Origin of the sequence: Halomarina halobia, from assembly GCF_029338575.1 — an archaeon.
Lineage (GTDB): Archaea > Halobacteriota > Halobacteria > Halobacteriales > Haloarculaceae > Halomarina > Halomarina halobia.
In genome coordinates, this window is the sequence record NZ_CP119992.1 from 424,476 (window position 1) to 451,240 (window position 26,765).

The 26,765-nt window shown below is 70.1% G+C and carries 30 protein-coding genes and 1 pseudogene; 9 read left to right on the forward strand and 22 right to left on the reverse strand.

Translation table 11 applies throughout. The features are described 5' to 3' along the window. Together P1K31_RS02250 and rqcH are read right to left on the reverse strand one after the other, a co-directional pair. On the reverse strand, window positions 1-690 hold the full coding sequence (locus P1K31_RS02250; RefSeq protein ID WP_276304653.1) for a DUF4013 domain-containing protein: 690 nt from the start codon (window positions 688-690) through the stop codon (window positions 1-3). A 178-nt stretch (window positions 691-868) separates the two neighbouring features. Beyond that, on the reverse strand, window positions 869-3,061 hold the full coding sequence (rqcH, locus tag P1K31_RS02255) for a ribosome rescue protein RqcH (protein WP_276304654.1): 2,193 nt from the start codon (window positions 3,059-3,061) through the stop codon (window positions 869-871). Window positions 3,062-3,237: 176 nt separating this feature from the next. Between rqcH and P1K31_RS02260 the strand changes: the two genes are divergently transcribed. From P1K31_RS02260 to P1K31_RS02270, 3 genes are all read left to right on the forward strand, one after another. Continuing rightward, window positions 3,238-3,432 (forward strand): cold-shock protein, encoded by a 195-nt coding sequence (locus P1K31_RS02260; RefSeq protein ID WP_254545200.1) that lies wholly within the window; start codon window positions 3,238-3,240, stop codon window positions 3,430-3,432. Between the two features lie 92 nt (window positions 3,433-3,524). Next, window positions 3,525-4,151 carry an MBL fold metallo-hydrolase gene (locus P1K31_RS02265; protein ID WP_276304655.1) on the forward strand — a complete coding sequence of 209 codons (627 nt, stop codon included), beginning with the start codon at window positions 3,525-3,527 and terminating at the stop codon, window positions 4,149-4,151. An 88-nt stretch (window positions 4,152-4,239) separates the two neighbouring features. Next, window positions 4,240-4,875 (forward strand): dienelactone hydrolase family protein, encoded by a 636-nt coding sequence (locus tag P1K31_RS02270; RefSeq protein WP_276304656.1) that lies wholly within the window; start codon window positions 4,240-4,242, stop codon window positions 4,873-4,875. A gap of 14 nt (window positions 4,876-4,889) precedes the next feature. Here the strand turns inward: P1K31_RS02270 and P1K31_RS02275 are convergent, their stop codons facing one another. From P1K31_RS02275 to P1K31_RS02320, 10 genes are all read right to left on the reverse strand, one after another. Further along, on the reverse strand, window positions 4,890-5,915 hold the full coding sequence (locus P1K31_RS02275; RefSeq protein ID WP_276304657.1) for an NAD(P)/FAD-dependent oxidoreductase: 1,026 nt from the start codon (window positions 5,913-5,915) through the stop codon (window positions 4,890-4,892). Window positions 5,916-5,983: 68 nt separating this feature from the next. Beyond that, complete coding sequence (locus P1K31_RS02280; protein WP_276304658.1) at window positions 5,984-6,667, reverse strand: MBL fold metallo-hydrolase; 684 nt, start codon at window positions 6,665-6,667, stop codon at window positions 5,984-5,986. A gap of 64 nt (window positions 6,668-6,731) precedes the next feature. Further along, window positions 6,732-8,387 carry a tRNA uridine(34) 5-carboxymethylaminomethyl modification radical SAM/GNAT enzyme Elp3 gene (locus P1K31_RS02285; RefSeq protein WP_276304659.1) on the reverse strand — a complete coding sequence of 552 codons (1,656 nt, stop codon included), beginning with the start codon at window positions 8,385-8,387 and terminating at the stop codon, window positions 6,732-6,734. Window positions 8,388-8,478: 91 nt separating this feature from the next. Then, entirely contained in the window at window positions 8,479-10,620 is a 2,142-nt protein-coding gene (locus tag P1K31_RS02290) for a DHH family phosphoesterase (RefSeq protein WP_276304660.1), read from the reverse strand. Window positions 10,621-10,709: 89 nt separating this feature from the next. Further along, a complete protein-coding gene (locus P1K31_RS02295) occupies window positions 10,710-11,390 on the reverse strand; it encodes a YIP1 family protein (protein WP_276304661.1) in 681 nt (226 codons plus the stop codon). A 48-nt stretch (window positions 11,391-11,438) separates the two neighbouring features. Next, window positions 11,439-12,017, reverse strand: a complete 579-nt coding sequence (locus P1K31_RS02300) for an NADPH-dependent FMN reductase (RefSeq protein ID WP_276304662.1) — start codon at window positions 12,015-12,017, stop codon at window positions 11,439-11,441. 72 nt (window positions 12,018-12,089) lie between these two features. Continuing rightward, window positions 12,090-12,359 carry a hypothetical protein gene (locus P1K31_RS02305; RefSeq protein WP_276304663.1) on the reverse strand — a complete coding sequence of 90 codons (270 nt, stop codon included), beginning with the start codon at window positions 12,357-12,359 and terminating at the stop codon, window positions 12,090-12,092. 283 nt (window positions 12,360-12,642) lie between these two features. Next, a complete protein-coding gene (locus tag P1K31_RS02310) occupies window positions 12,643-13,050 on the reverse strand; it encodes a putative toxin-antitoxin system toxin component, PIN family (protein ID WP_276304664.1) in 408 nt (135 codons plus the stop codon). Next, window positions 13,032-13,295, reverse strand: a complete 264-nt coding sequence (locus P1K31_RS02315; protein ID WP_276304665.1) for a type II toxin-antitoxin system HicB family antitoxin — start codon at window positions 13,293-13,295, stop codon at window positions 13,032-13,034. Before P1K31_RS02315 ends, P1K31_RS02310 begins: the two co-directional genes overlap by 19 nt. A 75-nt stretch (window positions 13,296-13,370) precedes the next feature. Then, window positions 13,371-14,312, reverse strand: coding sequence for an HhH-GPD family protein (locus P1K31_RS02320; RefSeq protein WP_276304666.1), 942 nt, complete (start codon window positions 14,310-14,312; stop codon window positions 13,371-13,373). A gap of 141 nt (window positions 14,313-14,453) precedes the next feature. On the opposite strand from P1K31_RS02320, the gene tenA reads away from it, so the two are divergent. The 3 genes from tenA to P1K31_RS02335 all read left to right on the forward strand — a co-directional run bounded on the left by tenA (window position 14,454) and on the right by P1K31_RS02335 (window position 16,241). Further along, on the forward strand, window positions 14,454-15,116 hold the full coding sequence (gene tenA / locus P1K31_RS02325) for a thiaminase II (RefSeq protein WP_276304667.1): 663 nt from the start codon (window positions 14,454-14,456) through the stop codon (window positions 15,114-15,116). Then, the gene (locus P1K31_RS02330) at window positions 15,113-15,793 is read left to right on the forward strand and encodes a TenA family protein (RefSeq protein ID WP_276304668.1); all 681 of its coding nucleotides are present in this window, start codon (window positions 15,113-15,115) and stop codon (window positions 15,791-15,793) included. Before tenA ends, P1K31_RS02330 begins: the two co-directional genes overlap by 4 nt. A 127-nt stretch (window positions 15,794-15,920) precedes the next feature. Then, window positions 15,921-16,241, forward strand: coding sequence for a ribbon-helix-helix protein (locus tag P1K31_RS02335; RefSeq protein ID WP_276304669.1), 321 nt, complete (start codon window positions 15,921-15,923; stop codon window positions 16,239-16,241). A 322-nt stretch (window positions 16,242-16,563) separates the two neighbouring features. Here P1K31_RS02335 and P1K31_RS02340 read toward each other — a convergent pair whose 3' ends face one another. The 4 genes from P1K31_RS02340 to P1K31_RS02355 all read right to left on the reverse strand — a co-directional run bounded on the left by P1K31_RS02340 (window position 16,564) and on the right by P1K31_RS02355 (window position 20,331). Then, entirely contained in the window at window positions 16,564-16,908 is a 345-nt protein-coding gene (locus tag P1K31_RS02340) for a DUF7344 domain-containing protein (protein ID WP_276304670.1), read from the reverse strand. A 208-nt stretch (window positions 16,909-17,116) separates the two neighbouring features. Next, complete coding sequence (locus P1K31_RS02345; RefSeq protein ID WP_276304671.1) at window positions 17,117-17,593, reverse strand: Lrp/AsnC family transcriptional regulator; 477 nt, start codon at window positions 17,591-17,593, stop codon at window positions 17,117-17,119. 72 nt (window positions 17,594-17,665) lie between these two features. Continuing rightward, window positions 17,666-19,003 (reverse strand): aminotransferase class III-fold pyridoxal phosphate-dependent enzyme, encoded by a 1,338-nt coding sequence (locus P1K31_RS02350; RefSeq protein ID WP_276304672.1) that lies wholly within the window; start codon window positions 19,001-19,003, stop codon window positions 17,666-17,668. 65 nt (window positions 19,004-19,068) lie between these two features. Then, the gene (locus tag P1K31_RS02355; RefSeq protein WP_276304673.1) at window positions 19,069-20,331 is read right to left on the reverse strand and encodes an MgtC/SapB family protein; all 1,263 of its coding nucleotides are present in this window, start codon (window positions 20,329-20,331) and stop codon (window positions 19,069-19,071) included. An 88-nt stretch (window positions 20,332-20,419) separates the two neighbouring features. Between P1K31_RS02355 and P1K31_RS02360 the strand changes: the two genes are divergently transcribed. Next, complete coding sequence (locus P1K31_RS02360) at window positions 20,420-21,607, forward strand: AI-2E family transporter (RefSeq protein ID WP_276304674.1); 1,188 nt, start codon at window positions 20,420-20,422, stop codon at window positions 21,605-21,607. A gap of 64 nt (window positions 21,608-21,671) precedes the next feature. On the opposite strand, the gene P1K31_RS02365 is transcribed toward P1K31_RS02360, so the two are convergent. Beyond that, window positions 21,672-21,959, reverse strand: coding sequence for a PadR family transcriptional regulator (locus P1K31_RS02365; RefSeq protein ID WP_276304675.1), 288 nt, complete (start codon window positions 21,957-21,959; stop codon window positions 21,672-21,674). 195 nt (window positions 21,960-22,154) lie between these two features. Here P1K31_RS02365 and P1K31_RS02370 point away from each other — a divergent pair, with 195 nt between their 5' ends. Continuing rightward, entirely contained in the window at window positions 22,155-22,436 is a 282-nt protein-coding gene (locus tag P1K31_RS02370) for an amphi-Trp domain-containing protein (protein ID WP_276304676.1), read from the forward strand. A gap of 220 nt (window positions 22,437-22,656) precedes the next feature. On the opposite strand, the gene P1K31_RS02375 is transcribed toward P1K31_RS02370, so the two are convergent. The 3 genes and pseudogenes from P1K31_RS02375 to P1K31_RS22020 form a co-directional block, all read right to left on the reverse strand. Further along, the gene (locus P1K31_RS02375) at window positions 22,657-22,803 is read right to left on the reverse strand and encodes a DUF8555 family protein (RefSeq protein WP_276304677.1); all 147 of its coding nucleotides are present in this window, start codon (window positions 22,801-22,803) and stop codon (window positions 22,657-22,659) included. Between the two features lie 46 nt (window positions 22,804-22,849). Next, a complete protein-coding gene (locus tag P1K31_RS02380) occupies window positions 22,850-23,782 on the reverse strand; it encodes a DUF1028 domain-containing protein (protein ID WP_276304678.1) in 933 nt (310 codons plus the stop codon). Window positions 23,783-23,846: 64 nt separating this feature from the next. After that, window positions 23,847-24,107 (reverse strand): annotated as a pseudogene (locus P1K31_RS22020) (DUF7528 family protein); the annotation flags it as partial. Here P1K31_RS22020 and P1K31_RS02385 point away from each other — a divergent pair. Then, window positions 24,106-24,813, forward strand: a complete 708-nt coding sequence (locus P1K31_RS02385) for a DUF7117 family protein (RefSeq protein WP_276304679.1) — start codon at window positions 24,106-24,108, stop codon at window positions 24,811-24,813. The pseudogene P1K31_RS22020 and the gene P1K31_RS02385 overlap by 2 nt on opposite strands. A gap of 448 nt (window positions 24,814-25,261) precedes the next feature. Here P1K31_RS02385 and P1K31_RS02390 read toward each other — a convergent pair whose 3' ends face one another. Then, window positions 25,262-25,804 carry an NUDIX hydrolase gene (locus tag P1K31_RS02390; protein ID WP_276304680.1) on the reverse strand — a complete coding sequence of 181 codons (543 nt, stop codon included), beginning with the start codon at window positions 25,802-25,804 and terminating at the stop codon, window positions 25,262-25,264. A gap of 1 nt (window position 25,805) precedes the next feature. Further along, entirely contained in the window at window positions 25,806-26,699 is an 894-nt protein-coding gene (locus P1K31_RS02395) for a tetrahydrofolate dehydrogenase/cyclohydrolase catalytic domain-containing protein (protein WP_276304681.1), read from the reverse strand. Window positions 26,700-26,765 lie beyond the last annotated feature (66 nt).

The window sequence follows — 26,765 nt, forward strand, 5'->3', positions numbered from 1 at the left end:
TCAGGCCGCGGGTCGGCCGGTCGGTTCCTCGGGGGCGGGTTCGATGGGGGTCGCCTCGCCCACGCCGCGTCCGTAGAGGTACGCCGTCACGACGCCGGCGTAGAACGTGATGGCGAGCCCGAGGAGCACCTGCACGCCGAGCAGCGAGAGGTCGAACAGGAGGTTCGAGACGCTCCCGGCGGCGACGCCCACGACGAGCGCGAGCAGCCACGCGACCGCGTAGGTGCTCGTCAGGGCGACGGGCCGGATCTCGCTGAACTGGAACGCGCTGCCCATCCTGCCCGTCCGCGCGAAGCGCGCCAGGCCGACGGGGAACACGTACCAGAGCGCGAGCACCAGGACGATGCCGACGACCGCGAGGATCGCACCGAGGATCCCACCCGCGAGGCCGCTGACGTTGGCGACGACGAGATCGGCACCCACCGCGACGACGACGAACACGACGGGGATGGCGAAGTAGCCGACGCCGATGAGGAACGCCTTCAGGCCGTCGGTGAAGAGGTTCCGCCACTCGTCGAACACGGGCGGTTCGTCGTCAGTGAGCGCCGCTCGGACGACCCGAACGGTGTACCCCGCGACGAGGAACGCCGGAATGACGAGGAAACTGAGGAACGACAGGACGGTCCCGATCAGAACGGTCCGGACCGCGCTGTCGCTCCGGCGCAGGTAGGTGAGTGCTTCGGTTATCATTGGATTCACCGTTGTACGACCCGAGCAGTGGGGCTCCCCTCGCGGGGAGGTAGACCCGTCACTCCGGGGTCATAATCAACGAGTACTGATTGTCGTACGAGAATATAAACTGTGTTGATAGCTAGCGGGAGGTTCTCCCCCGCTGTACGGTTCCGTCGGGCGAACGCCCGGTTCCCGCTCACCTCTCGACGATCCGACTACCGCCCGGCGGGAGGAACTCCTGGATCAGGTCGGGGCTCGCCACCTTCCGCACGAACGAGGTGTCGGCGAAGCGCTCGCGGAACTCGCGGTAGAGGAGCTTCGCGGCGTCGTTCTGGGCGTAGCGTCCGGGTTCGACCCGGACGCTCGTCGCCGCGCGCGGCTCGATCGCGCTCGGCGGTCCGCCGATCACCCGGGTCTGTGGCTCGCACGCGATACCGACGCTCACCCCGACCGGCGTGTCCTCGTAGTAGGTGCGGTCGCCGCGGACCACGAACGACCCCTTCTCGACGTACTCGCCGCTCTCGGGGGTCTTCGACACCTGATCCGGGTGGACCATGTAGACGTCCCCGGCGAAGTGGCCGTCCTTCCAGACCGAGGAGTAGGAGACGGCGAACTGGGCGGCCTCCTCGCGGCTCCGCTCGGGGACGTCCACGTCGCGGGCCGCCTCGCTCGGCTCGGTCGCCTTGAGGATCGTCACCGGCGCGCCGGGGGCCTGGGTGTGGAAGAACAGGTCGCCGCGCTCGGTGTACTTCTTCACGAGCTCCTCGTTCTGATCGGCGTTGCGCCCGCCGAGCACGAGGAAGCCGTCGCTCGTCCGGAACCAGCGGAAGCGCTCGTACCACTGCTCGTCGCGACGGACGGGGATCGACGCCCGCGAGAGCCAGTCGACCGGCTCGTCCCCGCCCTCGTCTGCCTCGCCGTCTCCGTCCCCGTCGCCCGCGTCGCCGGCCTCCCACTCGTCGCGTCGCTCCCTCACGGCCGCGAGTTGCTCCCGGGTGTCCTCGATGGCCTCGAGCGCGCCCTCCTTCTTCTCCTCGACGCGCTTCGCCTCGCGGTACAGCCGGTCGGCGTTCTTCTCGACGCCCGTCGTCGCGTCGAGCGTGACCCGCGTCCCGTCGAGGTCGAGCGTGACGCGAGCGTTCGACCCGTCGACGTCCTCGACGGCCTCGGCGGCGGCGATGCCGCGCTCCCTGCCCTCCTCGAAGCGGGCGGCGATGTCGTCCCACGGCACGTCCTCCTCGCGGGCCGACCGGATCGCGGAGAGCACCTCGTCGACGAGGTCGTAGCGCGCGTAGAGCAGCTCCGCCCTCTCGCGCTCCTCCTGTGCCTGCTCGTCGAACCCCTCGATGGCCCCTTCCTGCTGGGCGACGATGCGCTCGTACTTCGCGATCTCCTCCTCGAAGTCGGGCCGCCCGCTCGCCCCCCCGCCGCCCGCGCCGTCCTCCTCCTCGTAGTGATAGAAGTAGTCGTCCAGGGCGGCGTTGAAGTTCGGGAAGGTCTCGGCGCGCTGGCCCTCCCGCTCCTCCAGGGGGAGCGGCGTCGCGTCCACGCGGATCGGCTCCCGCTCCTCCTCGCCCGCGTCGCCCGCGTCACCGGCACCCTCCGCGCCGCCCTCGCTCCCGTCACCGCCACTCTCCGGGTCGGCGTAGTAGACACGCGGATCGAACGCGCCCGTCCGGAGGGTCGTCTCCAGGCGCTCGACGGCGTCGAACAGGCGCGCGTAGTCCTCCTCGGCGGCGTCCGCGATGTCCTTCGTCTTCTCGACGCCCGCACGGGTGCAGAGCTCCTCGGCCCAGAGCCCGCCGAAGTTGAGCAGGGTGGCGAGCGTCCGCACCACGTCGGTGTCCGACTCCTCCATCCGCGCGGCGAACCCCTCCTCGTCGAGGGCGAAGGGATCGAGTCGGGCGGATGGGTACTCGTAGAGCGCGCCGGGGGCGACGGTGCGGGACTTCAGGCGGATCGTCTCCAGACAGCCCATCACCTCGCGGTTCTCGTCGAGGACGGCGATGTTACCCTCCCCGAACAGCTCCGCGACGACGTAGCTGTCGCCGTCGGGGCGCTCGAAGTGGAACGTGAGGATGCGGTCGAAGCCGAACTGCTCGACGCCCGCGAAGTCCGCGCCGGAGATACGATTGCGCAGCATCATCGCGAAGTTCGGGGGCCGGCCCGGCGCGTCGGGGACGCGCTCGGGGGCGACGAGGTGGGCGCGCTTCACGTCGCCCACCTCGACGAGCAGCTCCAGCCGTCCCTCGTCGTAGTCCCGGAGCTTGAGCCGCAGGAGGTCCTCGCCGTAGAGGTAGGCCTTGTCGACCTTCGCGCCCTCGTACGCCCCGAGCTCCGTGACGAGGGCCGCGCAGTCGACGCTCGTGAGTTCCCGCTTTCGATCCATACGGTGTCGTGAACGGGGAAGGCGAAAAGGCGTGTCGTTCTCCGCGGTGGCGATCACCCCGCTCTCGGGAGGCGATACGGCCCGTGGGGGCGATTCGTCGCCGCTCGCGATCGGTTCACCACCCTCGAGAGCGGTTCGCAACTGTTATGCGTGTGCGCGAACGACGACCACAGGTAATGGCTAAAGGTAAGGTCGCCTTCTTCAACGACACGGGCGGCTACGGTTTCATCGAGAGCGACGACGCGGACGACGACGTTTTCTTCCACATGGAAGATGTTGGCGGTCCGGACCTCGAAGAGGGACAGGAAGTGGAGTTCGACATCGTGCAGGCCGACAAGGGCCCGCGCGCGAAGAACCTCCAGCGGCTGTAACTCGGCGAGAGCAACTACGATCACCCTATTCTTTCGACGCCGACCGACGAGCGGCGCATAGAGTTTAGCGCCCCCCGCGCGAACGACGGGCCATGCCCACGGAACTCCTCCCGGCCGTGTACGACCTCACGGTCGACGAGCGAAACGGCGCGCGCTACCGCGCGTTCCTCGTCGACGGCGAGACGCCCACCCTCTTCGACTGCGGCTTCCCCGACACGACGGACGCCCTGTTCGCGGAGATCGAGGCGACCGGCGTGACGCCCGAGCGGCTCGTCGTCACTCACGCCGACGGCGACCACGTCGGCGGCTTCGACGCGGTGGTCGAGCGCTACGGCGTCGAGACCTACCTCCCCGAGCAGAGCGACACGGGCGCGGCGTACGATCCGGATCACCGCTACGCCGACGGCGACCGCGTCGGCGACTTCGTCGCCGTCTACACGCCCGGCCACCGCGACGACCACCACGCGCTCGTCGACGAGGGACGATCGCTGGCCGTGCTGGGCGACGCGGCGAGCGGGTCGGACCAGCGCGGCCTCCCGGCGGGCTACTTCCTCCTCCCGCCCGCGGTCTACACCGACGACCTCCACCGGGCGGAGGCGTCCCTGGAGCGCCTCCTCGATTACGACTTCGACGCGGCCCTGCTCTACCACGGCGCGTCGGTCACCGAGGACGCGAGCGAGCGGCTGCGCGCGTTCGTCGAGTTCGCCGGACGGCCCTGACGCGCCGCCGTCGACCCCCACCCTCCCCCAGCCGTCTCGAACCGCCGGGCGAACGCTTACCGACGTCTGGGGACAAGGATCACGCGCCATGACCGGGAACGATTCGCTCGTCGATATTCCCGTCGACGGCGCGGAGCTGGAGGGGGAACTCGCCGTCCCGCAGGAGGCCACTGGACTCGTCGTCTTCTCCCACGGCAGCGGGAGCAGCCGCAAGAGCCCGCGCAACAACTTCGTCGCGGAGACGCTCCGCGAGCGCGGCCTCGGGACGCTCCTCTTCGACCTGCTCACCGAGGAGGAGGATCGGGTCTACGAGAACCGGTTCGACGTCCCGCTGCTGACCGACCGCCTCGTCGCCGTGACCGAGTGGCTCGACGGCCGGAGGGGGACGGCGGACCTCCGGTACGGCTATTTCGGGTCGAGCACGGGCGCGGCGTCGGCGCTGCGCGCCGCGGCGCGCCGGGAGGACGTCGGGGCGGTCGTCTCGCGCGGCGGGCGGGTGGACCTCGCCGCCGCCGTCCTCGACCGGATCACCGCGCCGACGCTGTTCGTCGTGGGCGGCGCGGACGCGCAGGTGCTCGACCTCAACCGGGAGGCGTACGACCACCTCGCCTGCGAGCGCGAACTCCACGTCGTCGAGGGGGCGGGCCACCTCTTCGAGGGGCCGGGCGAACTCGAGGAGGTCGCGGCCGCGGCCGCGGGCTGGTTCGCCGAGCACCTCGCCTGACGGGGAACTGCGGGTCAGCGCGCCGCGATCCGCGCGCCCGCGTCGAGCCCGCACCGCAGCGCCCGGTGGACGCGCCCCTCGCCGACGACCCAGTCGCCCGCGACGTAGAGCCCGTGGCCCTCGCAGCGGCGGTGGGCGTCGCCCTCGATACCCGCATTCGGTAGCGCGTAGCGCCAGCCCCGGCCGTCGGTCCAGTCCGGGTCGGCGATCCGCCCGTCGTCGAGCAGGTCGGCGACGAGGCGGGCCGCGTCGGCCGTCACCGCGTCGGGGTCGTCCCCGAGGCGCTCGGCCGACCAGTCGGGGGCCATCTGCGCGATCAGCAGGCTCTCGCCGTCCGGGACGTGCCCGCGCTTCTCCTCCTCGCGGGAGACCCACCCGACCGGGTGCTCGCGGTCGGTGTTGACGAGCGCGTACCACGGCCGGTCGAGTTCGAAGCCGTAGTGCAGGACGGCCGAGTAGACGCTCCGGTAGTCCACGGCGGCGACGGCGTCGCGCACCTCCTCACGGAGGCCGTCGTCCCACGCCGTCCCGTCGAGCAGGGCCGCCGTCAGCGGCGCGGGCGGGGTGAGCAGGAGGGCGTCGTACGTCCCGAGGTTCCCGCCGTCGGCGTCGGCGAGCGTCCAGCCGCCCCCGTCGCGCTCGATCCCGCCGACACGCGTCTCCAGTTCGACGGTCGCGTCGGTCCGGTCGAGCAGCCGCCTCCCCAGCCCCGCGATTCCCGCCTCGTAGGTCCACTTGTGGTCGTCGTCGTCGCGCCCCTCCTCGATAGCCCCCGCCGCGTCGAACGTCCAGACGGGCGTCTCGACGTCGACGAGGGCCGGTGCGGCGAGGGTCTCCGTGACGAGCCGTGAGACCCGCGGGTCGTCCCCCTTGACGTAGTTCGCGCCGTAGTCGTAGCGACAGCCGTTCCTCCGCCGAGTCGCGGCCCGGCCGGAGACGTCGCTCGATCGCTCGAAGACGGTCACGTCGGCGTCCGCCCCGCGCAGGGCGTAGGCCGCGCCCGCCCCGGCCGCCCCCGCGCCGACGATGGCTACCTCCATGCGGGGAGTACGGACGGGTCGGGCAAAAGCGTGGGTCCGCCGGGAGCGCGTGGATCGTCCCTCGCGGTTCAGGTGAGCCGGGCCGCGAAGTCCCGGAGGCGGGCCGCGCCGCCGCTGGTGAAGGGGATCCCGTGGCCCATGTAGATCGCGTCGAACGGCTCCGCGCGCGCGACGAGATCGCGGACGCTCTCGCGCATCCGTCGCCGGTCGTAGGAGTCCCCCCAGAAGGGGAGTTCGAGTTCGCCGTCGGTCTCCCAGAGCAAGTCCCCGACGAAGGCGACGCCGTCCTCGTGGACGTAGGTCGTGTGTCCGGGGTTGTGTCCCGGCGTGTGGTGGGCGGTGAACCCGCCGATCCGGTCGCCGTCGTCGACGATCCGGAGGTCGGCGTCCTCGGGGAGCGGGAACAGCTCGCGGGCGACGCGGTGGACCCAGCCCTTCGGGTGCGCGAGCGGCGGGTCCCAGCGCCCGGCGACGAGGTCGGCGTCGAGGCGGCCGAGGTAGACCGGCGCGTCGAGGTCGGCGTAGTCGAGCCCGCCGGTGTGGTCGAGGTCGTAGTGGGTGAGCAGGACGCGGTCCACCTCGGCGGGGGAATAGCCGGCGTCCGCGAGCTCCTCGCGGAGCGACCGCCGGGGGTAGCGAAGTCCGGTGTCGACCAGCGTCACCTCGCCGTCGTCGTGGACGTAGCCGTTCGCGTCGAGCGGCGCGGGCCACCCGAGGTGGAGGAGGGCGGTGTCGGCGGAGAGTCGTTGCACGGCCCTCGATAGGGCATCCGAGGATTTAGGACGCGCGTTCGCGCCCGCTCGCTATCGCTCGCGATCACAGTCGCTTGCTCACGTACGGGCCGTCCTGGAAGTAGCCGAGCTTCTCGCGGTAGTACTCGCGGACGCCGATGCCCGAGATGACCGAGAGCTTCCCGTAGCCCGCGTCGGCGGCCAGCCGCTCGGCCTCCGCGAGGAGTCGCCGGCCGTAGCCCTGGTGCTGGAAGCCCGAGCCCGTCTCGTCCTCCAGACCGACGCCGACCTCGTTGCCGTAGACGTGGAGTTCGCGCACGATCGCGGCGTCGGTCAGCTCCCGTCGGACGGGGTCGTTCGGGAAGCGGAGCCGACAGAACCCGACGAGCAGGTCGTTGTCGGGATCCTCGAAGGAGACGAAGTGCTCCGTGCCGCCGCAGACCTCGTAGGTGAGGGCGTCGAGTTCGACCGACTCCGGGGTCTCGTCGTTCATGCCGACCTCGCGACACCGGATGCAGTCGCAGGTCCAGCCGTGCTCCTCCATGCGCTCTCTCGCTAGCTGCCGGAGGTTCGACTTCCACACCCCGGCGTCGATGAAGTCGGCGGGGATGTCCCGCTGGACGCGCTGGAGGCGCGTGTACTTCGGGATGATCGACTTGATCTCCGCGACGAGCTCGGCGGCCGCCTCGTTCGTGAGGGGGTCGTAGTCGCCCCGACGCCACATGTCGTAGGTGCGCGTCCCGCGGACGACGAGCGTCGGGTAGATCTTCAGGTAGTCGGGCCGCCACTCGGGGTTCTCGAACAACTCGCGGAAGTCCTCCAGGCACATGTCGCGGGACATCCCCGGTTGACCGGGCATCATGTGGAAGCCGACCTTGAACCCCGAGTCGCGCAGGCGACGGTTGGCGTCGATCGATTCCTGGATGCCGTGACCGCGGTGCATCTCCCGGTTGATCCGCTCGTAGGTCGTCTGCACGCCGAGTTCGACCTTCGTCCCGCCGAGCGCCAGCATGCGGTCGATCTGCTCGGGATCGCACCAGTCCGGCTTCGTCTCGAAGGTGGTGCCGACGTTGCGCACGTCGGCCGTCTCGTTCTCGGCGATCACGTCCTCCAGGTAGCGGAACGCCGCGTCCTCGGGGTCCTGCGCGAAGCTCTCGCCCTCGGCGGGTTCCGGCTCCTTCGTCACGTCGTAGTCGTTCATGGCCTGGAGCGCGCGCTTCACGAACCACTCCTGGTAGTCGTGGCTCCTCGCCGTGAGCGTCCCGCCCATCAGGATGAGTTCGGCCTTGTCCACGGGGTGGCCGATCTCCCGGAGCTGTTCGAGCCGCAGCGTCACCTGCCCGTAGGGGTCGTAGTCGTTCTGCACGCCGCGGGCGGCGGCCGGCTCGTGGCCGGTGTAGCTCTGGGCGGAGGAGAACTCGCTCGCCGGCCCACCGGGGCAGTAGAGGCACTTCCCGTGGGGGCAGGTGTGCGGGCTGGTCATGACGGCGATCGGCGAGACGCCCGAGGCGGTGCGGACCGGCTTGCGCCGCAGGACGGGCTCGAGTTCGCTCCGGCGCTCCTCGCCCGCGAAGTCGAGCAGCTCCGAGTTCTTCGGCACCTTGGGCGCGGAGAACTCGGCGCACGCCTCCAGCTTCGCCCGCTCCAGCCCGTCCCGGTCGACCTCGCCGTCGAGGATGCGCTCGATCAGCGCCTCGCAGGTGCGCTCGAACGCGTCCGTCTCGGTCGGCTGGGTGCTCATTCGTCGACCGGTGAGAGGGAGGCGAGCGATAAGAGTGTGCGGTTCCGCGGTCGCCGTCGCCCCGCGCTCACCCCCGCGACAGATCTCGTCGTTACGCCTGCTCGGCGATGGCGTCGATCACGGCGTCGACGACGCGCTCGCGCTCGCCGGCGACGAACTCGATCCGATTGCGACCGCCGCGGGCGGCGACGCCCGCGTTCCCGACGGTCTCGGCGGCCGTCTCGGCGACGGCGCGCACGTCGAGGTCGAAGGTGCTCCGGACGTGCAGTTCGTCCGTGTTCACGCCGATCGTGACGAACGACCCGTCGCGGTTGCGCCGGTGGACGGCGTCGAGCAGGACGTCGGTCGACGGGAAGTCGAAGCGGTGGGTGTAGGCGTCCACGTCGAGGACGGCGAACGCCACGCCGCCCTCGGCGCGGCGCTCGAGGTTCGCCTCCGCGGTGGCGACCTCCGCGTCCAGCTTCTCGCGGAACTGCTCGCTCACCTGCTCGACCAGCCGCTTGCTCGGGCCGGTCGACCCCGACTCGTCGGCGAAGAGCAGGTCGATCACGAGTTCGCGCTTGTCCTCGTAGGACTGGTAGTACGCCTCGAGCGCGATGGCCTCGCGGAGGCGCTCTACGTCGGCCGCGCCGTAACCGGCGTCACCCGCCAGGTCGAGGTACGCATCGGGGGTGTCCTCCCAGAAGCTCGCCGCGGGGAGGTGCCGGAGGTCGTCGGCGACGGCCTCGTTCACGTGCTGGGCCACGGCGACGGCGAGCGCGGTCGCCGTCGTGCTCGCGTCGGCGCTCGCGCGCGCCGGGTTGACGAGGACGTCGACGGCGTCGGCCACCTCCTCGTCGGCGGGCGCGCCGTCCACGACGACCCGCTCGGCGTCGTAGATCGAGAGGAGCTCGAACCCGTCGAGCGAGTCGCGCGTCGACCCGGCGGCGGCGAAGACGACCAGGGGGATCTTCTCGTCGTGGCGATCCCGGTTCGAGAGCATCATCGTCGTGTCCTTCGTCGCGTCGTCCATGTCGTAGACGCCGTCCTCGAGGGGCCGACGGTCGAAGTAGTGGTAGGCGGCGTCGGCGTTCGTGTACTCGTCGCGGACGAGCGGGAGAATGGCGCGCTCGAGGGCCGCTCCGGCGAGGTAGCCGTCGACGTTCGCGTCGTGACGAACGACGACGGGACGCCCCGCGATGATCGCGCGCCGAATGGCGGTGGCGGCCTCGCGCACGTCGTCGAGGGCGGCCTCGACGGCCGGATCGGACGCGAGCGGCTCGACGTCCGCCGGTCTGGCGCGCTCGTCGAGGGCGGCCGCCATGCGGTCGGTGACCGCGTCAGCGTCCTCCTCGTCGAGGACGGCGAGCGCCTCCGTCTCGATCTGCAGTTCACCGCGGCGGCGGCGCACCTCGCCGTCGAGGCGCACGAGGTCGCCGAGGTCGACGGCGGGGTAGGCGCGGACGCCCGCCTCCTCGAACGCGGCGCAGTCGACCGTACCGGACTCGTCCTGGAGTTCGAAGACCGTCGGGCCGCTCGTCTGTCGGATGCCGGCAACGCGTCCCTCGAGGCGAACGGTGTCGCCGACGCGCTCGTCGAGCTCGGCGACGGCGGCGCGCGGCCGTTCGGCCACGACCGCCGCGTCGGCCGACGCGACGGCCGGCTCCGCGTCGGCCGACGACACGTCAGTCTCTGTCTCGTCGGTGCCCGTCGCGGCGTCGGGCTGCGACCCGGCGTCGGACGCCGATGCGGCGTCTACGTCCGCACCCGCGTCGGACGCGGGTTCCGGTTCTGATCGCGACGCCGAGTCCGCCTCGGGCGTCCGGACTCGGGGCGTCGACGGTTCCTCGTCCTCCTCGCCCGCCTCGTCGGGGAGGTACGTCGAGGGACTCGCGCTCGGGTCGTCGACGAGCGCGCCGCGGAACTCGCGGTCCGCCTGTCGGATGGACCAGCCGAGGTCGACGTTTCCGTTGTCGCGGACGTTCTTGACCTGCACGTAGACCGGATCGCCGACCTCCCACGTGAGGCTCTCCAGGCGGCGGTTCAGCTCGCTCCGGTGGAGCAGGCCGGTCACGTTGTCGCTCAGGTTCACGAACACGCCGAAGTCGGCGTAGCCGTCGACTTCGCCGCGGTAGAAGCGCCCGGGCGTCAGCTGGTTGGGGTGGTTCCCGCGAAACTCGAAGACGACGTCCTCCTCGTGGCTCTCACAGATGCGGCCGTCGGTGGAGGTGCCGCAGATGATACAGGTACCCATTAGTCGAAGCTATCTGTCGGGGTTGAAACGGTTGTCGGAATCGACCGCTCGTCGGACTGTGAACACGCCCCACGCGCTCGCCGCCCGGGTCACCCCTCGATACCGTTCGCGACGTTCGTCCCATCAGTCACGTTCGTCGCGTTCGTCGCGTTCGTGACGGGCTCGGCGGGTCCGACGAGGTCGACCCCCGCGAGCGCCTCGATCGCCGCGACGCCCTGGTAGCCGAACCCGAAGACGAGCAGCGCCGGGAGCGCAGTCACGAGCGCCGAGCGCGGAACGGAGATGTCGTGGACGACAGCCATCCCGCGAACGAGCAGGACGACGCCGTAGGCGGCGGCCGCGAGGCGGAGCGCGGGGATCGGCGCGCCCGAGAGCGCGCACGGAGCGGTCGCGTACGCGATCACCTGCACGGTCTGGCTGATCCCCGCGCGCGCCGGGACGAACGCGGCGAGCAGGAGCGTCTGGACGGCCGCGGTGAGGTGCAGGGCCAGCGGCGCGCCGATCAGCGCCGCGACGAGGAGGAAGAAGACGAGCGAGGCGGTCGGCCGCCCGGCGATGGTCGGTACCGCCGCCGGGTCGAGGGCGAAGCGGACGGCGAGGTGACAGAGCGCCACGGCGACGGCGAAGACGAGCCCCGGCGCTTGATCGCCGGGGACGACCCCCCGCTCGAAGAAGCGCCGAGGGGCGATCAGCACCGCGACCCACGCGCGGACGAGCCCGACCGGCCCGCGCTCGCGTCCACCCTCGGTGGATTCGACCCACTTCGTCACGCTCCCACGGTCGCGCGGGCGGGGTATGAGGGTTCCGGGAGCCGGCCGTCAGTCGTCCCCGCCGACGTTCTCGATGCTCTCGACGGTCCGCGGGTCGGGTTCGATGTGCGCGTACTCGACGACCCGGCGGCCGAGCGTCTCGACGCGCTTCTCGATGCTGGCGTCGAGGAACTCCGTCCCGTCGAACTGCGACCGGGAACCGGGGATGGCCGCCTGGTGGGGAACGACCCACGCGTTCAGCGCGCGGCAGACCGACCGGAGGTGATCGAGCGTCGTCACCGGGAACGCGCCGCCGCTCACGGCGAGCAGGCCGACGGTCGTGTGTTCGAACTCGTCGAAGCCGCAGTAGTCGAGCGCGTTCTTCAGCGCGGAGCTGTAGGAGCCGTGGTAGACCGGCGAGCCGAGGATGAGGCTGTCGGCGGCGTCGACGCGGCGGCGGAGTTCGTCCGCGTCGCCCGCGTCCCTCTCGTCCGGATCGAAGACGGGGAGGTCGAGTCCGCGCAGGTCGACGTGGTCGGTGCTCGCGCCGAACTCCTCGGCGGCCGACAGCGCGCGGTCCAGCGCGATGCGGGTGAAGCTGGCGTCGCGGAGACTCCCGCAGACGGCGACGACGTGGGTGTCGTTCATACCGAACCGAACGGCCTGCCGCGCAAAACAACTGCGGATCCCCGTCGCGTCACGGTACTTCGGGCCGGGGGGCTACTCCTCCGTCTCCTCGCGGGCGAACTCCTCGAACAGCCCCTCGACCACCTCCCGCGCGGTCGCCGCGTCCGCGTCCTCCAGCAGGCACCTGACGAACGATCCGAGGAGCGACGGCCGGATGCGAAGGTCGACGTACGTGACCGCACCGTCGAGTACGACGACGTCGACGTCCCACTCGCCCGCCTCCGGATCGGTCATTCGAACGTCGACCCAGTCGTCGGCGCACGGTACGTTCTCGTCAGTCGGCGATTCGATGTTTGCAGTCATGATCACGCGAATAGACGACGGCATCCGAGATAAATTATAACGCTCTTTCGTGTATGTCTCGTCCGGCGGAGGCGGCGGTGGGATCGGAGCTAGCGTGCGCTGATCGGATGGTCGGCGCACGGCGCGCCTCACCGCCGCAGCTGATTAGTCGTGGTGCCGTCTCGTTCTGTCGGCTGAACAGTCTGCCGTCGACGAGTTGTGAGAGTAGACCGCGGTGAACTGGCCTGCGTTCGTCAACGGAGCCGCGCTCCTCGGTGAAGCCACCGTCGGAGCGTAACGAGCATCAGTCGGCGAGTTCGACGAACTCGTCAGGGGTGACGATCTCGATACCTCTGTACGATTCGAGATCGAGCAAATCTCGGTCCCCGGAGACGACGTAGTCCGCGTCCCCCGCGAGAGCGACCTCCAAGAACTTGTCGTCGTCGGGATCACGTACGAGTTCGGCACCTTCGTCCGGTTCGATGACGTCGGCTACCCGTCGGAGGATCGCCGGATACTGTATCCGATCGGCGTCGGTGAACGGGAGGCGGTCGTACCTCATGACCCGTTCCAGTTCGGCCATCGTCTCGTCGGACACGAGCAGTCGAACGTCGTCGTCGAACGTCCGGAGAAGTGCGTCGAGTGGCGGTCCACCGAACCCGAGTGCGGACACGAGGACGTTCGTATCGAGCACTACTCCGAGCGTGCCCATGAAATCGCATCCTCGACGTCGTCCTCGCTGACCTCCTCCCTCTCGAACCGTCGGCGCGTCCGCTCTGCGAGCGCCCGGAGTTCCGCCCGCTCGTCGGTGCTCCCCCGGTTCTCTTCGGCCCCGAGGCGGACGGCGAGTGCAGCCAACGCCATCGCTCTAGTCTTTCCGATGCCGGTCGCCCCCGTCTCGGAGTCGACGGCCGTGTACTCGCCGTTCTCCTCGGAAATCTCGACTGTGGCGCTCATGCTCCGATGTCCGTCTCTAGGTATCCACGAGTGGTAAATGGTTCCGTCGAATGGACGGTCGGCGCGCGGCGCGCCTCACCGCCGCAGCCGGGCGACCGTGTCGCCGTCGCGCTCGTCCAGTTCCACGAGCCCGTCGTCCGCCAGGTCCGAGAGGAGGTCGCGGAGCCACGCCCGGCCGAACGTCCCGCCGGGGGCGTAATCCACGCGAACGCGCGGCCCGAGTGCGTCCAGCGCGAGGTCGTCGTACTCGCGGAGCGTTCGGACCACCCGGCCCCGCATCTGTCGTCGACTCCCCTCGAAACTGGGCTGGGTCGGTACGTCCGGCGCGGTGAAGTCCCCCGTCTCGTAGGCGCGACACGACCCCCGCCACGGACAGCCCGCCTCGTCGCACCGCGGCACCTTCCCGCAGGCCACCCCGCCGAGTTCCATGATCGCGTTGTTCCAGGTCCGGGACTCGCCGTCGGGCATGAGTCTCTGCGCCGCCTCCTCGAACGCCGAATCCGAATCCTCGACGTCGAACGCCCGGTGGAGCACGCGCTTCACGTTCGTGTCCACGACGGCGTTGCCGCCGTTGAACGCGAAGCTCGCCACCGCGTTGGCGGTGTAGGGTCCCACGCCGTGCAGCTCCTGTAACTCGTCTGGCGTCTCGGGGAACGCGCCGTCGTAGTCCTCGACGACCTGTCCGGCCGCCGTGTGGAGGTACGTCGCGCGGTTGTTGTACCCCAGTCGGTGGTCGGTCCAGAAGCCGACCACGTCGGCGCGGTCGGCCGCGGCGAGGTCCTCGACCGTCGGCCACGCCTCCAGGAACGCGCGGTACGCCGCCTCGACCCGCTCCAGTTGCGTCTGCTGGCTCATCACCTCGCAGACGAGGATGCGGTAGGGGTCGGTCGTCTCGCGCCACGGGAACGAGCGGTGGTCGGCCTCGTACCACTCGACGAGCGCCGCGCGCACCGCGTCGACGTCCTCGGGGAGGGCGGCATCGGCGTCCGGCCCCGCCTCGGCGTCCGCGTCGGTCATCGACGGATCGTGGTCGGGGAGGCGTTTAGCGGTGGTGATTCGGGACGCGGCGTCTCCCGTCGGTGCGCAGTACCGACCCGTTCGAACCGCATGGTACAATCAGGTGGTAAGGTTTTACGCCCCGCCGCCCGTCCCTCCGCCATGACCTTCACCGACGAGTTGCGGGAGGTCGCCGCGCCGATCTGGGACGCGACGATGGAGCACCCGATGGTGCGGGGCATCGGCGACGGGACGCTCGACGAGGAGCCGTTCCGCGAGTGGGTCCGCCAGGACTACGTCTACCTGATCGAGTACGGTCGGGTGTTCGCGCTCGGCGCGGCGCACGCGCCGGACCTCGATCGGATGGGGCGCTTCGCCACCCTGCTGCACGAGACGCTCGACACCGAGATGGACCTCCACCGCGCGTACGCCGCGGAGTTCGGCGTCTCCGAGGCGGAACTGGAGGCGACCGAACCCAACCCCACCACGCGGGCGTACACCGACTTCCTCGTGCGCGCGGGTCACGAGGGCTTCGAGGAGACCGTCGCCGCACTCCTCCCGTGCATGTGGGGGTTCAACGAGACCGGACTCCGGCTCGCGGAGGCGGGCGTGCCCGACCACGAGCGGTACGCGGAGTGGATCGAGACGTACTCGGGGGAGGAATTCACCGAGCTGACCGCGTGGTGCCGGGAGCTGATGGACGACGTGGCGGCCGACGCGCCCGAGCCGGACCGCGAGCGCTACCGGGAGCTGTTCCTCACCTCCTCGCGCTACGAGTACATGTTCTGGGACGCCGCCTACCGGCGGGAGGGGTGGCCCGTATGAGCGACGGAGGGCGACCGACCGACGGAGAGCGGTTCACCGACCGCCTGCGCGCGGGCGTCGCGGACGACTGGGAGGCCGCCACGGAGCACCGCTTCACGCGCGAACTCGCGGCCGGCACGCTAGACGACGCGGTCTTCCGGCGCTACCTCGTGCAGGACTTCGCGTTCGTGAACACGCTGGCGAGCGTGATCGGCTACGCGGCGGCCCAGGCCCCCGCGCTCGAGGCGAAGGCCGAGTTCGCCTCGTTCCTCCGGGCGGTCACGACCGACGAGAGCGACTACTTCGCGCGGTCGTTCGACGCCCTCGGCGTGCCCGAGGCCGACCGGACCGACCCCACCCTCGCGCCCGTCACGGAGCGCTTCGAGGACCTCCTCCTGCGCGCCGCGCTCGACGGCGGCTACGCCGAGACGCTCGCGGTCCTGGTCCCCGCCGAGTGGGTGTACCTGACGTGGGCCTCGGCCGCCGGGGACGCCCGCCCCGACGCGTTCTACCTCGCCGAGTGGATCGACCTGCACGCCGGCCCCGAGTTCGAGTCCGTCGTGGCGTTCCTCCGGGGGGAACTCGACGCGGCCGCCGGGACGCTCTCCCCCGAGCGTGAGCGCCGGGTCGAGCGGCTGTTCGAGCGGTGCGTCGCCCTCGAAGTCGCCTTCTTCGACGCCGCCTACGAGCGCGCGTGAGGTGGCTGAGTGAGGCGCGGTCGGACGGGGCGGGGGCGGGCGAGGCGAGGACGGCGGCGGCCTCCGGGATCGCCCCGGGCGGCCCGGCGAACGCAACCCGTATCCCTCCGGCGCGTCAGGGGGGCCCATGAGCCTCGACGAACTCGACGACGCGGTCGAGCGGACCTACCGCGACCTCGGCGACGGCCTCGCCGTCGACCTCGACCGCGAGACGCGCCACGAACTCGCCTTCCTCACGGCGGCTCTCGACCCCGAAGATCCGGACGAGATCGTCCGGCGCGCCGTCCACATGTTCTTCCAGACGGCCGTCGACACCGGGCGCGCCGACTTCCACCTCCGCAGCGGCTTCGACGTCACCTACGACGAGTACCTCTCGGGGATGACCTACGAGGAGATGACCGGCGCGCCGAACCCCCCCGACAACGACGGCCGGCGGTATCAGTTCTAGACCACCACCTTTTTGGAGAGGGTCCTCGGCGCTCGCGGAGCGAGCGCCTCGAACCCCCACCAAAAACCTGGACCAAAAAAGGCTGCGGACGCGGAGCGTCCGCGGTGAACCGCTCGATCGGGCCTTCGGCCCTCTCTCGCGGATGCTTCGCCCCGGCAACCGCGGCGAGTGTTCGCCCAGTCGCTTCAGGTATCGCGTATCGCCGGCATCCCGTCCGGCTCTGCGGTTCCGGGAGGATCAAGAAAGGCGCGCCTCGCTCGGCGCGCGCCGCGCTCGGTACGGACGGGCGTGCGACCGTCCGAGGTCAGTCGTCCGGGGTCCCCTACGGTCGATCGTCCTGCTCGACGACGCCGAACAACCGTTCGAGCAGGGGCGGCACTCCCTCGATCCGGACGAGGTCCCGCTCCTGGTCGTATTCGACGATCCCGGCGTCGACGAACTTCGGGACGTGCGAGTGATACAGCGACATGTAGACGTCGAGCACCGCCCTCTCGTCTATCGCGGGAAGCGGAGCGTCGTGCTCCCGCACGGCGACTTCGTCGGCGAGGTCGGCCAACGCGATCGACGGTCCGTACTCCTGCAGGCAGGCCAGCGCGTACCGACGACGGCGATTCGACAGGAGTCGCAGGTGCGTGTCGACCGACCGTTCGATCTGCTTGACCTTCATGTTCTATCACTCTCAGTTGCGGACTTCCGCAACTGTACTCCGAACGACGGGCCCTGGGGGCATGGATCCTGTGGATTACGCACCATCATGAATTGCGTAATCCACAACGGCCCGGGGGGGAGCGCGACGTTTTCGGCAGTATAGAATCTGGGGGGATAAATTATGGTCACCGACAAACTCCCTCGGGCGAGAACGCCCGGCGAGCGGTTCACTCCTCGACGACCTCATCCCCGAAGTGATCGAACGGCTGTGCGTGGGATTCCTTGACGATGTTCGTCGAGACGAGGTCGAGGCCGATCTCGTCCAGCCGCGTCGTGATCCGGTCGACGGCGTCCGAGTCGGTGGCGATCGCCTCGACGTAGAGGTTGTTCGATCCGGTGAGCATCTCCCGGACGTTGACGACGTTGTGGAAGTCGAGCACCTCCCCGGCGAGTTCCGCCCGCCGGGCGACCGGCGCGTGGCAGGCGATGAACACGTGGAGTTGGAAGCCGGCCCGCTCGTAGTCGATCTGCGGGTGGTACCCCTCGATCACGCCCGCCTCCTCCATGGCCGCGAGCCGGTTGCGGACGGTGCTGGCCGACACGCCGACCCGCTCTCCCACCCCGGCGGCGGTCGCGTTCCGCGCGTCCCGCTGGAGCAGGTAGAGGATCCCCCGATCGACCTCGTCGAGCTGGAGCGGGCTCATCGGGCGTACGTCACGACCTCGTCCCAATGAGCGTTGTGCCGGCGCAGCGCGCGTCGGGTTGCCGTCCGCCGATCAGGTCGCGTCGGCGACGGCGTCGAGCAGGAGATCGCAGGCGAGGTCGACCTCGCGCTCGGTGACGTCGAGCGGCGGGAGCAGGCGGAGGGTCTTGTACCCGCAGCCGAGGGTGAGAAAGCCGCGCTCGAACGCCGCCTCGATGACGGCGTCGCGCAGCTCCCTCGTGGCGAACTCGACGGCTAGCATCAGCCCGAGCCCGCGCACGTCCACCACGCCGTCGGGGTCCGCGTCGCGCAGCGTCTCGACCAGCTGGCGGCCGCGCGCCGTGGCGTTGTCGAGCAGGTCGAACTCCTCGATGGCGTCCATGGTGAGCGCCCCCTGTGCGGAGGCGAGGACGTCACCCGCGCCCCACGTCGAGGAGATGCGGCTCCGCTCGGCCGGGAAGACCTCCTCGCGGGAGATCGTCGCGCCGACGCGTAACCCCTTGGCGCTCGAGATGACGTCCGGCTCGACGGGGAAGTGGTCCGATCCCCAGGGCTTTCCGGTGCGACCCATCCCGGACTGGATCTCGTCGGCGACGAGCAGCAGGTCGTACTCCTCGACCACGTCGGCGACCTCCCGCATGAACGCGTCGCTCGGGATCCGGTACCCACCCTCGCCCTGAACCGGTTCGAGGACGACGTAGGCGACCTCGCTCGGATCGACGTAGCCCGACTCGGGGGCGAGCATCCGGCGGAGCTGGGAGGTGCCGTCGACGAAGAAGCCGCAGGAGCAGGAGGCGGGGTCGGAGCCCGCGTCGTCGCAGTAGGGGACGTCGTGGATCGCGGCGATCTCGGGGTAGTCGCGGCGGTAGACGCCCTTCGAGCGGTTGAGCGAGAGCGCGCCCAGAGTGCGCCCGTGGAACCCGCCCTGGAAGGTGATGCCGTACTTCGCCCGCGTGTGGTCGTAGCAGATCTTGATGCCGTTCTCGATCGCCTCCGCGCCGGAGTTAGAGAGGAAGACGGTGTCCATCCCGTAGTGGTCCGTCGCGTCCACGAGCCGCTCCATCAGCCCCGTCGGGCCGGGGAGCCCCTCGTCGCCGACGCCCTCGCCGCTCACGTAGAAGTCCTGGCCGGCGATCTTGAGGGGGTCGACGAGGTCGAACTCGCGGAGGCGGTCGAGGACGTACGGGTTGTTGTATCCGAGCGGGGCGGCCCCGACGTGGCTGGTGAAGTCCATGAGGACGTTCCCGTCGACGTCGGTGCAGAACGGTCCCGCGGCGTCCGCGGTGAGATCCCAGACGAAGTCGTAGACGTAGGTGCTCGTGGCTGCGTACGCTCGGTGGCGGGCGGCCCACTCCCGGGCGCGCTCGCCCGGCATCGACCGCACCGTCGGCGTGGCCGTCTCTCGATCCATACGACCGCGCTTGGCACCGGGGGATTAAATAAGGGATTGGGATGGAGGCAGGTATTACCGGGCCCTCACGCGCCCATCAGGAGCGCGACGCTGGCCGCGGTCGCGCCGACGGTGAGGCCGGCGCTCCAGACGGCCACGCGGTAGCCGAACGACCGGGAGGGACTGGCCAGGGTGAGCGCCGCCTTCACCCCGACGCTCGCGACCGTCGCCACCATCACCCCGAGGATGGCGGTGTCCGCGTCGAGCGCGCCGCCGTTGTAGAGCAGGACCGCGGAGGTGGTCGCCCCGGCGCTGGAGACGAGTCCCGAGAGCGCGGCCGCGAGGAGGAACCCCGCGTTCCCCAGCAGGGCCTTCGCCACGCTCGACCCGGCGAGGATGAGCGCGAACAGCGCGCCGAAGCCGAGCGCGTTGCGCAGGGAGAACGGGCTCTCGAGGTCGACGTCGACGCTCTCTCCCCAGTCGGCGGTGAACGCCGCGACGACGACGCTCCCGACGATGATGACCCCGAGCGGGACGACGAGGCCGAACAGCGGTCCGGATCCGAACGTGAACGCGAGGACGATCGCCAGGTTGCGAAGCGCCATGGCGGCGTCCGCGAGCAGGACCGCCGCGACGGCGTAGGAGATGGCCTCGGGTCGCTGGCGGACGTGGTCGAGCATCGTCCCGACCACCGCCGTCGAGGAGGCGAGCCCGCCGAAGAAGCCCGTGACCGCGATGCCGCGGCTGCCGTACGCCTTCACGATGGCGTAGTTGACGATGCCGATGGCCGCGACGCTGACGACGAGCAACCAGACCAGCCGCGGTTCGGCGGAGACCGAGAGGTCGGCGATCCGCACCGTCGTCTCGCCGGCCGGGAGCAGCGGGTAGACCACGAACGCGAGGATCCCGAACTCCGTCGCGGAGCGGAGTTCGGAGCGCGTGAGCCCCCACGCGAAGCTGTGTAGCTCCCGCTTCAACACCAGCAGGAACGACGAGAGCACCGCCACCGTCACTCCGGCGGTGATGTGTCCCTCGCCGACGAGCACGCCTACCCCGTAGGCGACGAGCATCGAGGCGGCCGTGGTGAGCGAGAGCCCCTCGTCGGTGTCGAGCAGCCCGCGAACCATCAGCGCGGTCCCCTGTACCACCACGAGCGCACCGCCGATCAGCAGGAGGCCGTCCGCGTCGAGGACGGTGAACACCGCCCCGAGCAGCGAGATCAGCGAGAACGTGCGGACCCCCGCAGAGCGGTGGGCCCACTCGCGCTCCAGTCCGAGGAACAACCCGAGCGCCGCGGCTAGCAGGAGCCGCTGGAGCATCGGGTCGACGAACTCGACGAGTTGCGACATATAGAGTCCTACATAGCGCTCGGTAGTTCATAAACCCTCGTGCTGTGTGCGCCGGGGGGTTTTTGTCCGGTTCTCGATATGCAGGTGTATGGACCGTCCCGCTATCGACTGGTGGCGCGCAGGCTGGGTGGGCGTCGGCGTCGTCCTGACGACCGCCGTGCTGTTCGTCGTCTACTCCTTCATCGGGACGTTCGTGTTCGGCGTCTTCATCTACTACGCGACTCGCCCGGTGTACTCGCGGTTGAAGCGGCGCATCTACCCGCCGAGTCTCGCCGCGTTCGCGGCGCTGTTCGTCCTCGCGCTCCCCGCCATCCTGCTGTTCGCCTACACCGTGGCGATCGGCCTCCAGGAGTACCAGCGCATCGCGACGACCCAGGGCGTGAACCTCGGACCGCTCGACCCGCTCGTCAGGCCGTACCTCGACGTCTCGAACATCGTCCAAGACCCCCAGACCCTCCTCGGCGACCCGACGCTGCGCGACATCGCCCAGCGGGCGTTCGACCAGGCGCTCGGCTACCTCGGCTTCATCGGCAACGCCCTGCTGCACCTGTTCGTCATGCTCGCCATCGCGTTCTACCTCCTCCGTGACGACGGCCGCCTCTCGCGGTGGTTCTTCGGCCGCTTCGACGACTCCCGCGGCGTCCTCCGGGACTACTGGAAGGCGATCGACACCGACCTCTCGAGCGTCTTCTTCGGCAACATCCTCAACGCCCTCATCACCGGCGTCATCGGCGCGCTCTCCTACACCCTGTTGAACGAGCTCGTCCCCGGGACGCTGATCCCGTACCCGGCGCTCCTCGGCCTGCTCACCGGCGTCGCGAGCCTCATCCCCGTGGTCGGGATGAAGCTCGTCTACCTGCCGCTCACCGGCTACCTCCTCGTGCAGCAGTACGCCGCCGGCGAGTACCTCTGGTTCGTCGCCGTCTTCTTCGCCGTCTCCTTCGTCATCGTCGACTCGGTGCCCGACTTCGTCCTCCGGCCGTACGTCTCCGGGCGGAACCTCCACATCGGGATGGTGATGTTCGCCTACATCTTCGGGCCGCTGCTGTTCGGCTGGTACGGCATCTTCCTCGGGCCGCTCCTGCTCGTCCTGGTCTACCACTTCGCCCGGATCGTCCTCCCGGAGTTGCTGTCGGACGAACCGGTCAGGCCCTACGCGGTCGACCCCGGGGCGATGCCGAGGGCGTTCGAGGCGGCCGCGCCGACTGACGCCGACGCCGATGCAGAGGCGCTCGAACCGACTCCCGACGGAGGGAACCGAACGGGGAGAAACTAGCGGGAGGTCGACGACTTCGACGCATGGACGACGACCCCCGGCGCGGGGTCCCGCTTCTCCCGCGCTAGGCCTCGATTTCGCCGTCGAGGTACTGCGACTCCCACTCTTGGCGCGCGCTGATCTCGCGACGGCCGCGGCGGGTGAGCGTGTAGAAGTTCGTCCGGCGATCCCGCTGGCCCTTCTCGACCAGCCCCTTCTCGACGAGCGTGTCGAGGTTGGGGTACAGTCGCCCGTGGTGAATCTCCTTCTCGTAGTAGTCCTCCAGCTCCTCCTTGATCGCGAGGCCGTGGGGTTCCTCGCTGCCGGAGATGACGTACAACAGGTCGCGCTGGAAGCCGGTCAGATCGTACATGTGTCTTTTAAGATAATAATTCGAGGGCGGTATAAACATGTCGGCCGAGGGGGATCGCACGACGGTCCGTCCGACGGAAACTCCCCGCCCCCGCAGAGATGCGTCGTCTCGGTGCCGCGTTCCCAGGGCTCGTCACATCACGGGGCTAGCACCTCTCGTCGACCGACTTATCCCGTTTCCCGTCTATCGGGGGGTATGGAGGAAATACTGTTCAAATCCGAGCGGACCGAATCGCGGTCGACCGTCGCCGAACACCTCCGGGCCGTCGCGGACAAACTCGATGCCGGCGAGGCGATCACGCTCTCGGCCGGCGGCGACTCGGTGACGCTCGAGGTCCCCGAACGCCCCGTCTTCGAGGTGAAGGCCGAGCGCGAGACCGGATCGGGCGCGCCGGAGCTCAGCGTCGAGTTCGAACTGGAGTGGCACGAGGGCGAGGAGGGAGAGGGCGGCGAGGGCGGCGGCTTCTCCGTCGAGTGAGGCGCACGGCGCGCTCGCCGTTTCGCGTTTTTTGCGGTATCAGACCAACGCACGCGTAGCTCCGCTGGCGTCGAGTAGGAAAGGAAAGCAGGCCGGGACGGGATGAAAACGCCCATCCCGGCCCGCCGCCCTGAATTGGTCCCCGCTGACGCTTCGGCCCTCCAAGCGAAGCGTCAACAGAGACAAGCGGTCACAGTAGTATAAACTTACCGGCACGCCCTCACATGTGTTCCTCCTCTAACACCCACCCCAGCGCGCGGCGGTAGTGCGTGAACAGCTTTCGGACGCCCTCGTGGCGCATCTCGTCGCTCTCGAGTTGCTCCTTGAGGAACTCGTACTGCTCGCGGACCTCCTCCTCGCTGCGCATACGCACACCACCACGCGGCGAGGGCAAAAGCCTGTGCCCGGCCCCCTCAGACGCGGTCGAGCCGGGAGAGCCCGCGCCAGATGGCCTCCACCAGCCGATCCGCGCCCTCCTGACTCGGATCGGTCTCCTCCCACCCCCGCGCGAGCGCGTCCTCCAGTGCGAGGAGCGAGTGGTTCTCGAAGTTGTTCGTCCCGCGGAACTCCTCCAGGGCGGCGCGCGCCTCCCCGTCGAACGTCTCCGACGGCGTCCCCTCGTAACACCCCGCCTCGGCGAGCGCCGCGAGGATCTCGCGGGCCGTCTCGCCCGTCAGTTCGCGCGTCTCCTCCGGCTCGACACGTTCGAGCAGCGTGACGTCATAGAGCCGGAAGACGCGCTCCAGTTCCTCGATCGGCGACTCGTGGTCGTCGACCCGCACGTCCACCCAGCGATCGTTGCCCCCGTCGTAGCCGCCGTCCGGCTTCGCGACGTAGAGTGCCGCCGACTGCTCTCCGCGCCTGTCGCCGCCCGCCTCGTTGCCCGCGCGCAGGGCCGCGAGCAGACGCTCGGGGAGACCCCTCTCCGTCGTCTCGAAGGCCGACGCCATCGCGTCAAGGGTCTCCGGCCCCTCGAGGATGTTCCCCTGGACGGCGTAGGTCTCGCCCTGACGGTGGCCGGCGTAGTCGAAGCAGTCCTCGCCGGTGAACGCCGCGACCGAGCCGTCCCGTCCGACGACGCCGACCTGCCTCGACGGAGCCTCGTCGTCCGCCCCCGTCAGCTCCTCGATCACCTCCCTCGCCGTCCTCCCCTCGCGGAGCATGTCGAGGCCGTCCGGTCCGTAGGCGACGTTCGCGAAGCTCTGCGTGGCGATCGCGCCCGCGTCGGCGGCGGCGAACGGGACCACCGCGCCGACGCTGACGAACTTCGAGTGGACGGCGACGCCGACGGCGTCGGTCTCGGGGTCGCGCGCGACGATCGAGAACGTCGACGGTCTGGGGTGCATGTGCGACGCATCGACCGTCGGGGGAAAAACCTTCCCTACCCCCCGTCCACCCCTTCCGGGCGCTCAGCGGCTGTCCGCTGACTATCCGGCAGTCGAACGCCGGGTGCGCCGCGACGTGCCAGACGAGCACGTGGCGACGGCCACCCGTGGCCCCCTCGACGTCGTCGGCCGTGAACTCGGAGGGGGGGTCGTCGTAGAGCACGCGCAGGGCGCGCGCCTCGGCCGTCGAGAGACGTGCTCGTCCTCGCCGACCGTCAGCACGACCGCGCGGCCGTCGGGACGCGACCACGCATCGTTTTCCCGCGTCGGTTCGTAGCACCGCCATGAAGGTCCGGGGGCGACGCGAGTGCACCCAGTGCGGAACCCGGTGGTCGTACTACGAGACCGGCGAGGTGACCTGTCCGAACTGCGGGAGCCTCCGCAGCCGCGGCGTGGACGAGCGGACGCGCCACACGGACCACCCGGTGACGCTCGACCTCACGGCGGCGCGGGCGGCGGCCGACGACGATCTGCTCGAGGCGGCGTCGGCCGCCGCCGAGCGGTGTCGCGAGTACGTCCGTCGGACCGGCTTCATCAACGAGGGGCGGCTGAAGCCGCTCTCGGACACGTACCTCGCCGCGACTGAACTCGTCCACGTCGCGGGCGACCTTCGGCGGGCGATGCGCGTCACGGACGACGAGGAACTCTACCTGCTCGCGCTGCTCCGCGGGGCCGACCTCGACGACCGACCCGCGCCGAGCGACGTCCCCGACTCGCTCCGCGCGGCGCGCGGGCTCGCCTACGCCGCCGCCGTCGAGGCGTACCGCGGCGACGTGCGGACCCACCTCGACGATCACCCGGACGAACTCGCGGGGCGCGTGCTCGGTCGGCTCCGGGATCAGGCGAAGCGCGTCGAAGCGCTCGACGGAGAAGTGTCCACCGCGACGAGCGAACGGCTCGCGCGGGCGGCCCAGGACCTCGGCGCGTACCTGATCGACGGCGACGAGGACGCGCTGGCGGCCGCTGAGGAGCGCCTCGACGCCGTGACGTGAGCCCCCGTCCCCGTCACCGCCCCGCGCTGACGCGCCCCGATCTACAGCGATCGCTCGACGACCCCCGGATCGTCGAACGTCCGGGTCGGGCGAATTGGGCGAACAGGCGGCGAGGGGAGGGAAAACGCGAGACGGCGCGCCGCGCAACCGCTGTCCGGGAGCGACTCCCGCGACCGTCCCGCGTCGGTAGTCAGATCACACGGGGTCTGGCCGCGTTCTCGGTTATAAACGCTCGCCCCGAACGAGGGGCGGTGTTCAGATACGGTGGCGACCACCACCAGCTTCGCTGGCGGATCGAAAGGGCGAGGTGCGCTCGACGAACCCCGGCGACGTAAGCACGTGAGCGAGCAGCGCGAGCGAACGCGCGCGACGAGCCGCGGGAGTCGAGAGCGCCGAGGGCTTTCGATTGGGGACGCCGGTGCTTCCAGTTCCCCCGTTGGTCCAAACGCTACCGATCGAGGAGCGCGAGGACGAGATCGCGGTCGTAGGTGTCCGCCGGGATCGCCTCGCGCCACTCGACGGCGCGGATGTCCTCGCCGTCGAGCCCGGGGTCCTCGGGCGGTTCGGTCGTCGCTGGCGTCGCGTCGAACGTGGCGAAGTAGAACCGGAACGCCTCCGCGCCGCTGACGAACGTCTGCTCCGAGATCGCGGCGAGGCCGTCTATCTCGACCTCGATCCCCGTCTCCTCCCTGACCTCTCTCGAAGCGCCCTCGGCGGGCGTCTCGCCGGGTTCGAGCATCCCCCCGGGGAGGAACCAGCCGCCGTCCTGCCTGACGAGCAGCGCGCGCGACTCGTGGACGACGAGCGCGCCGACGCCCCAGCCCCGCTCGGCGCGCGAGCGGATCGACTCGAACGCCTCGGCGTCGAGTTCGACGGCGTTCTCGTTCCGGATCGCGTCGCCGTAGCGGTCGAGCAGGGCGTCGGGAGGGGGGTCCGGGGCCGGATCGGGAGGGAGGGTGTCCGGGTCGGATCCGTGGACGTGGTCTCCCATCTCAGGGGAGGTCGACGGGAACGTCCTCCTGCTCGCTCGCGGCCTTGACGGTGTTGTAGAGGAGCATCGCGCGGGTCATCGGCCCGACGCCGCCCGGAACGGGCGTGATGGCGCTCGCGACCTCCCTCGCGCTCTCGAAGTCGACGTCGCCGACCAGCTCGTAGCCCCGCTCGGTGTCGGCGTCCACGCGGTTGACGCCCACGTCGATCACGACCGCGCCCTCCTTCAGCATCGAGCCGTCGATCAGTTGCGGGACGCCGACGGCGGCGACCACCACGTCCGCCCCGCGCGTCTTCGCCGCGAGATCCCTCGTGCGCGAGTGACAGACCGTCACCGTGGCGTTGCCGCCCGTCCGCTTCTGGATCAGGAGGTTGGCGAGGGGCTTTCCGACGATGCTCGAGCGGCCGACGATCGCCACGTCCCTGCCCTCGGGGTCCACGTCGACGCTCTCGAGGAGCTTCTGGACGCCGTGGGGCGTACAGGGCTTGAACCGGGCGTGACCGGCGACGAGGCGACCGACGTTCTCGGGGTGGAAGCCGTCAACGTCCTTCGCGGGGTCGACGCTCCGGAGGACGCGCCGGGTGTCCACGTGGTCGGGGACCGGCATCTGGACGAGCACGCCGTGGATCGCGGGGTCGGCGTTCAGGTCGTCGATCGCGTCGTAGAGGTCCTCCGCGGGGGCGTCGGGGGCGATCTCGACGTGGACGCCGTCGATGCCGACCTCCTCGCAGTCGCGCTGCTTCATCGAGACGTAGGTCCGGCTCGCCGGGTCGTCGCTCATCAGCACCGTCGCGAGGCCGGGGGTGACGCCGGCGTCGGCGAGGGCGTCGATACTTGCCTCGAGCCCGGCGCGAACGTCGGCGGCCACGGCGTTGCCGTCGATGACGTCGGTCATACCCGAGAGGCGGACCGCCGCGCTAATGAATACTCGGATTCGTGCTCATCTTCCGACACCGTTAGC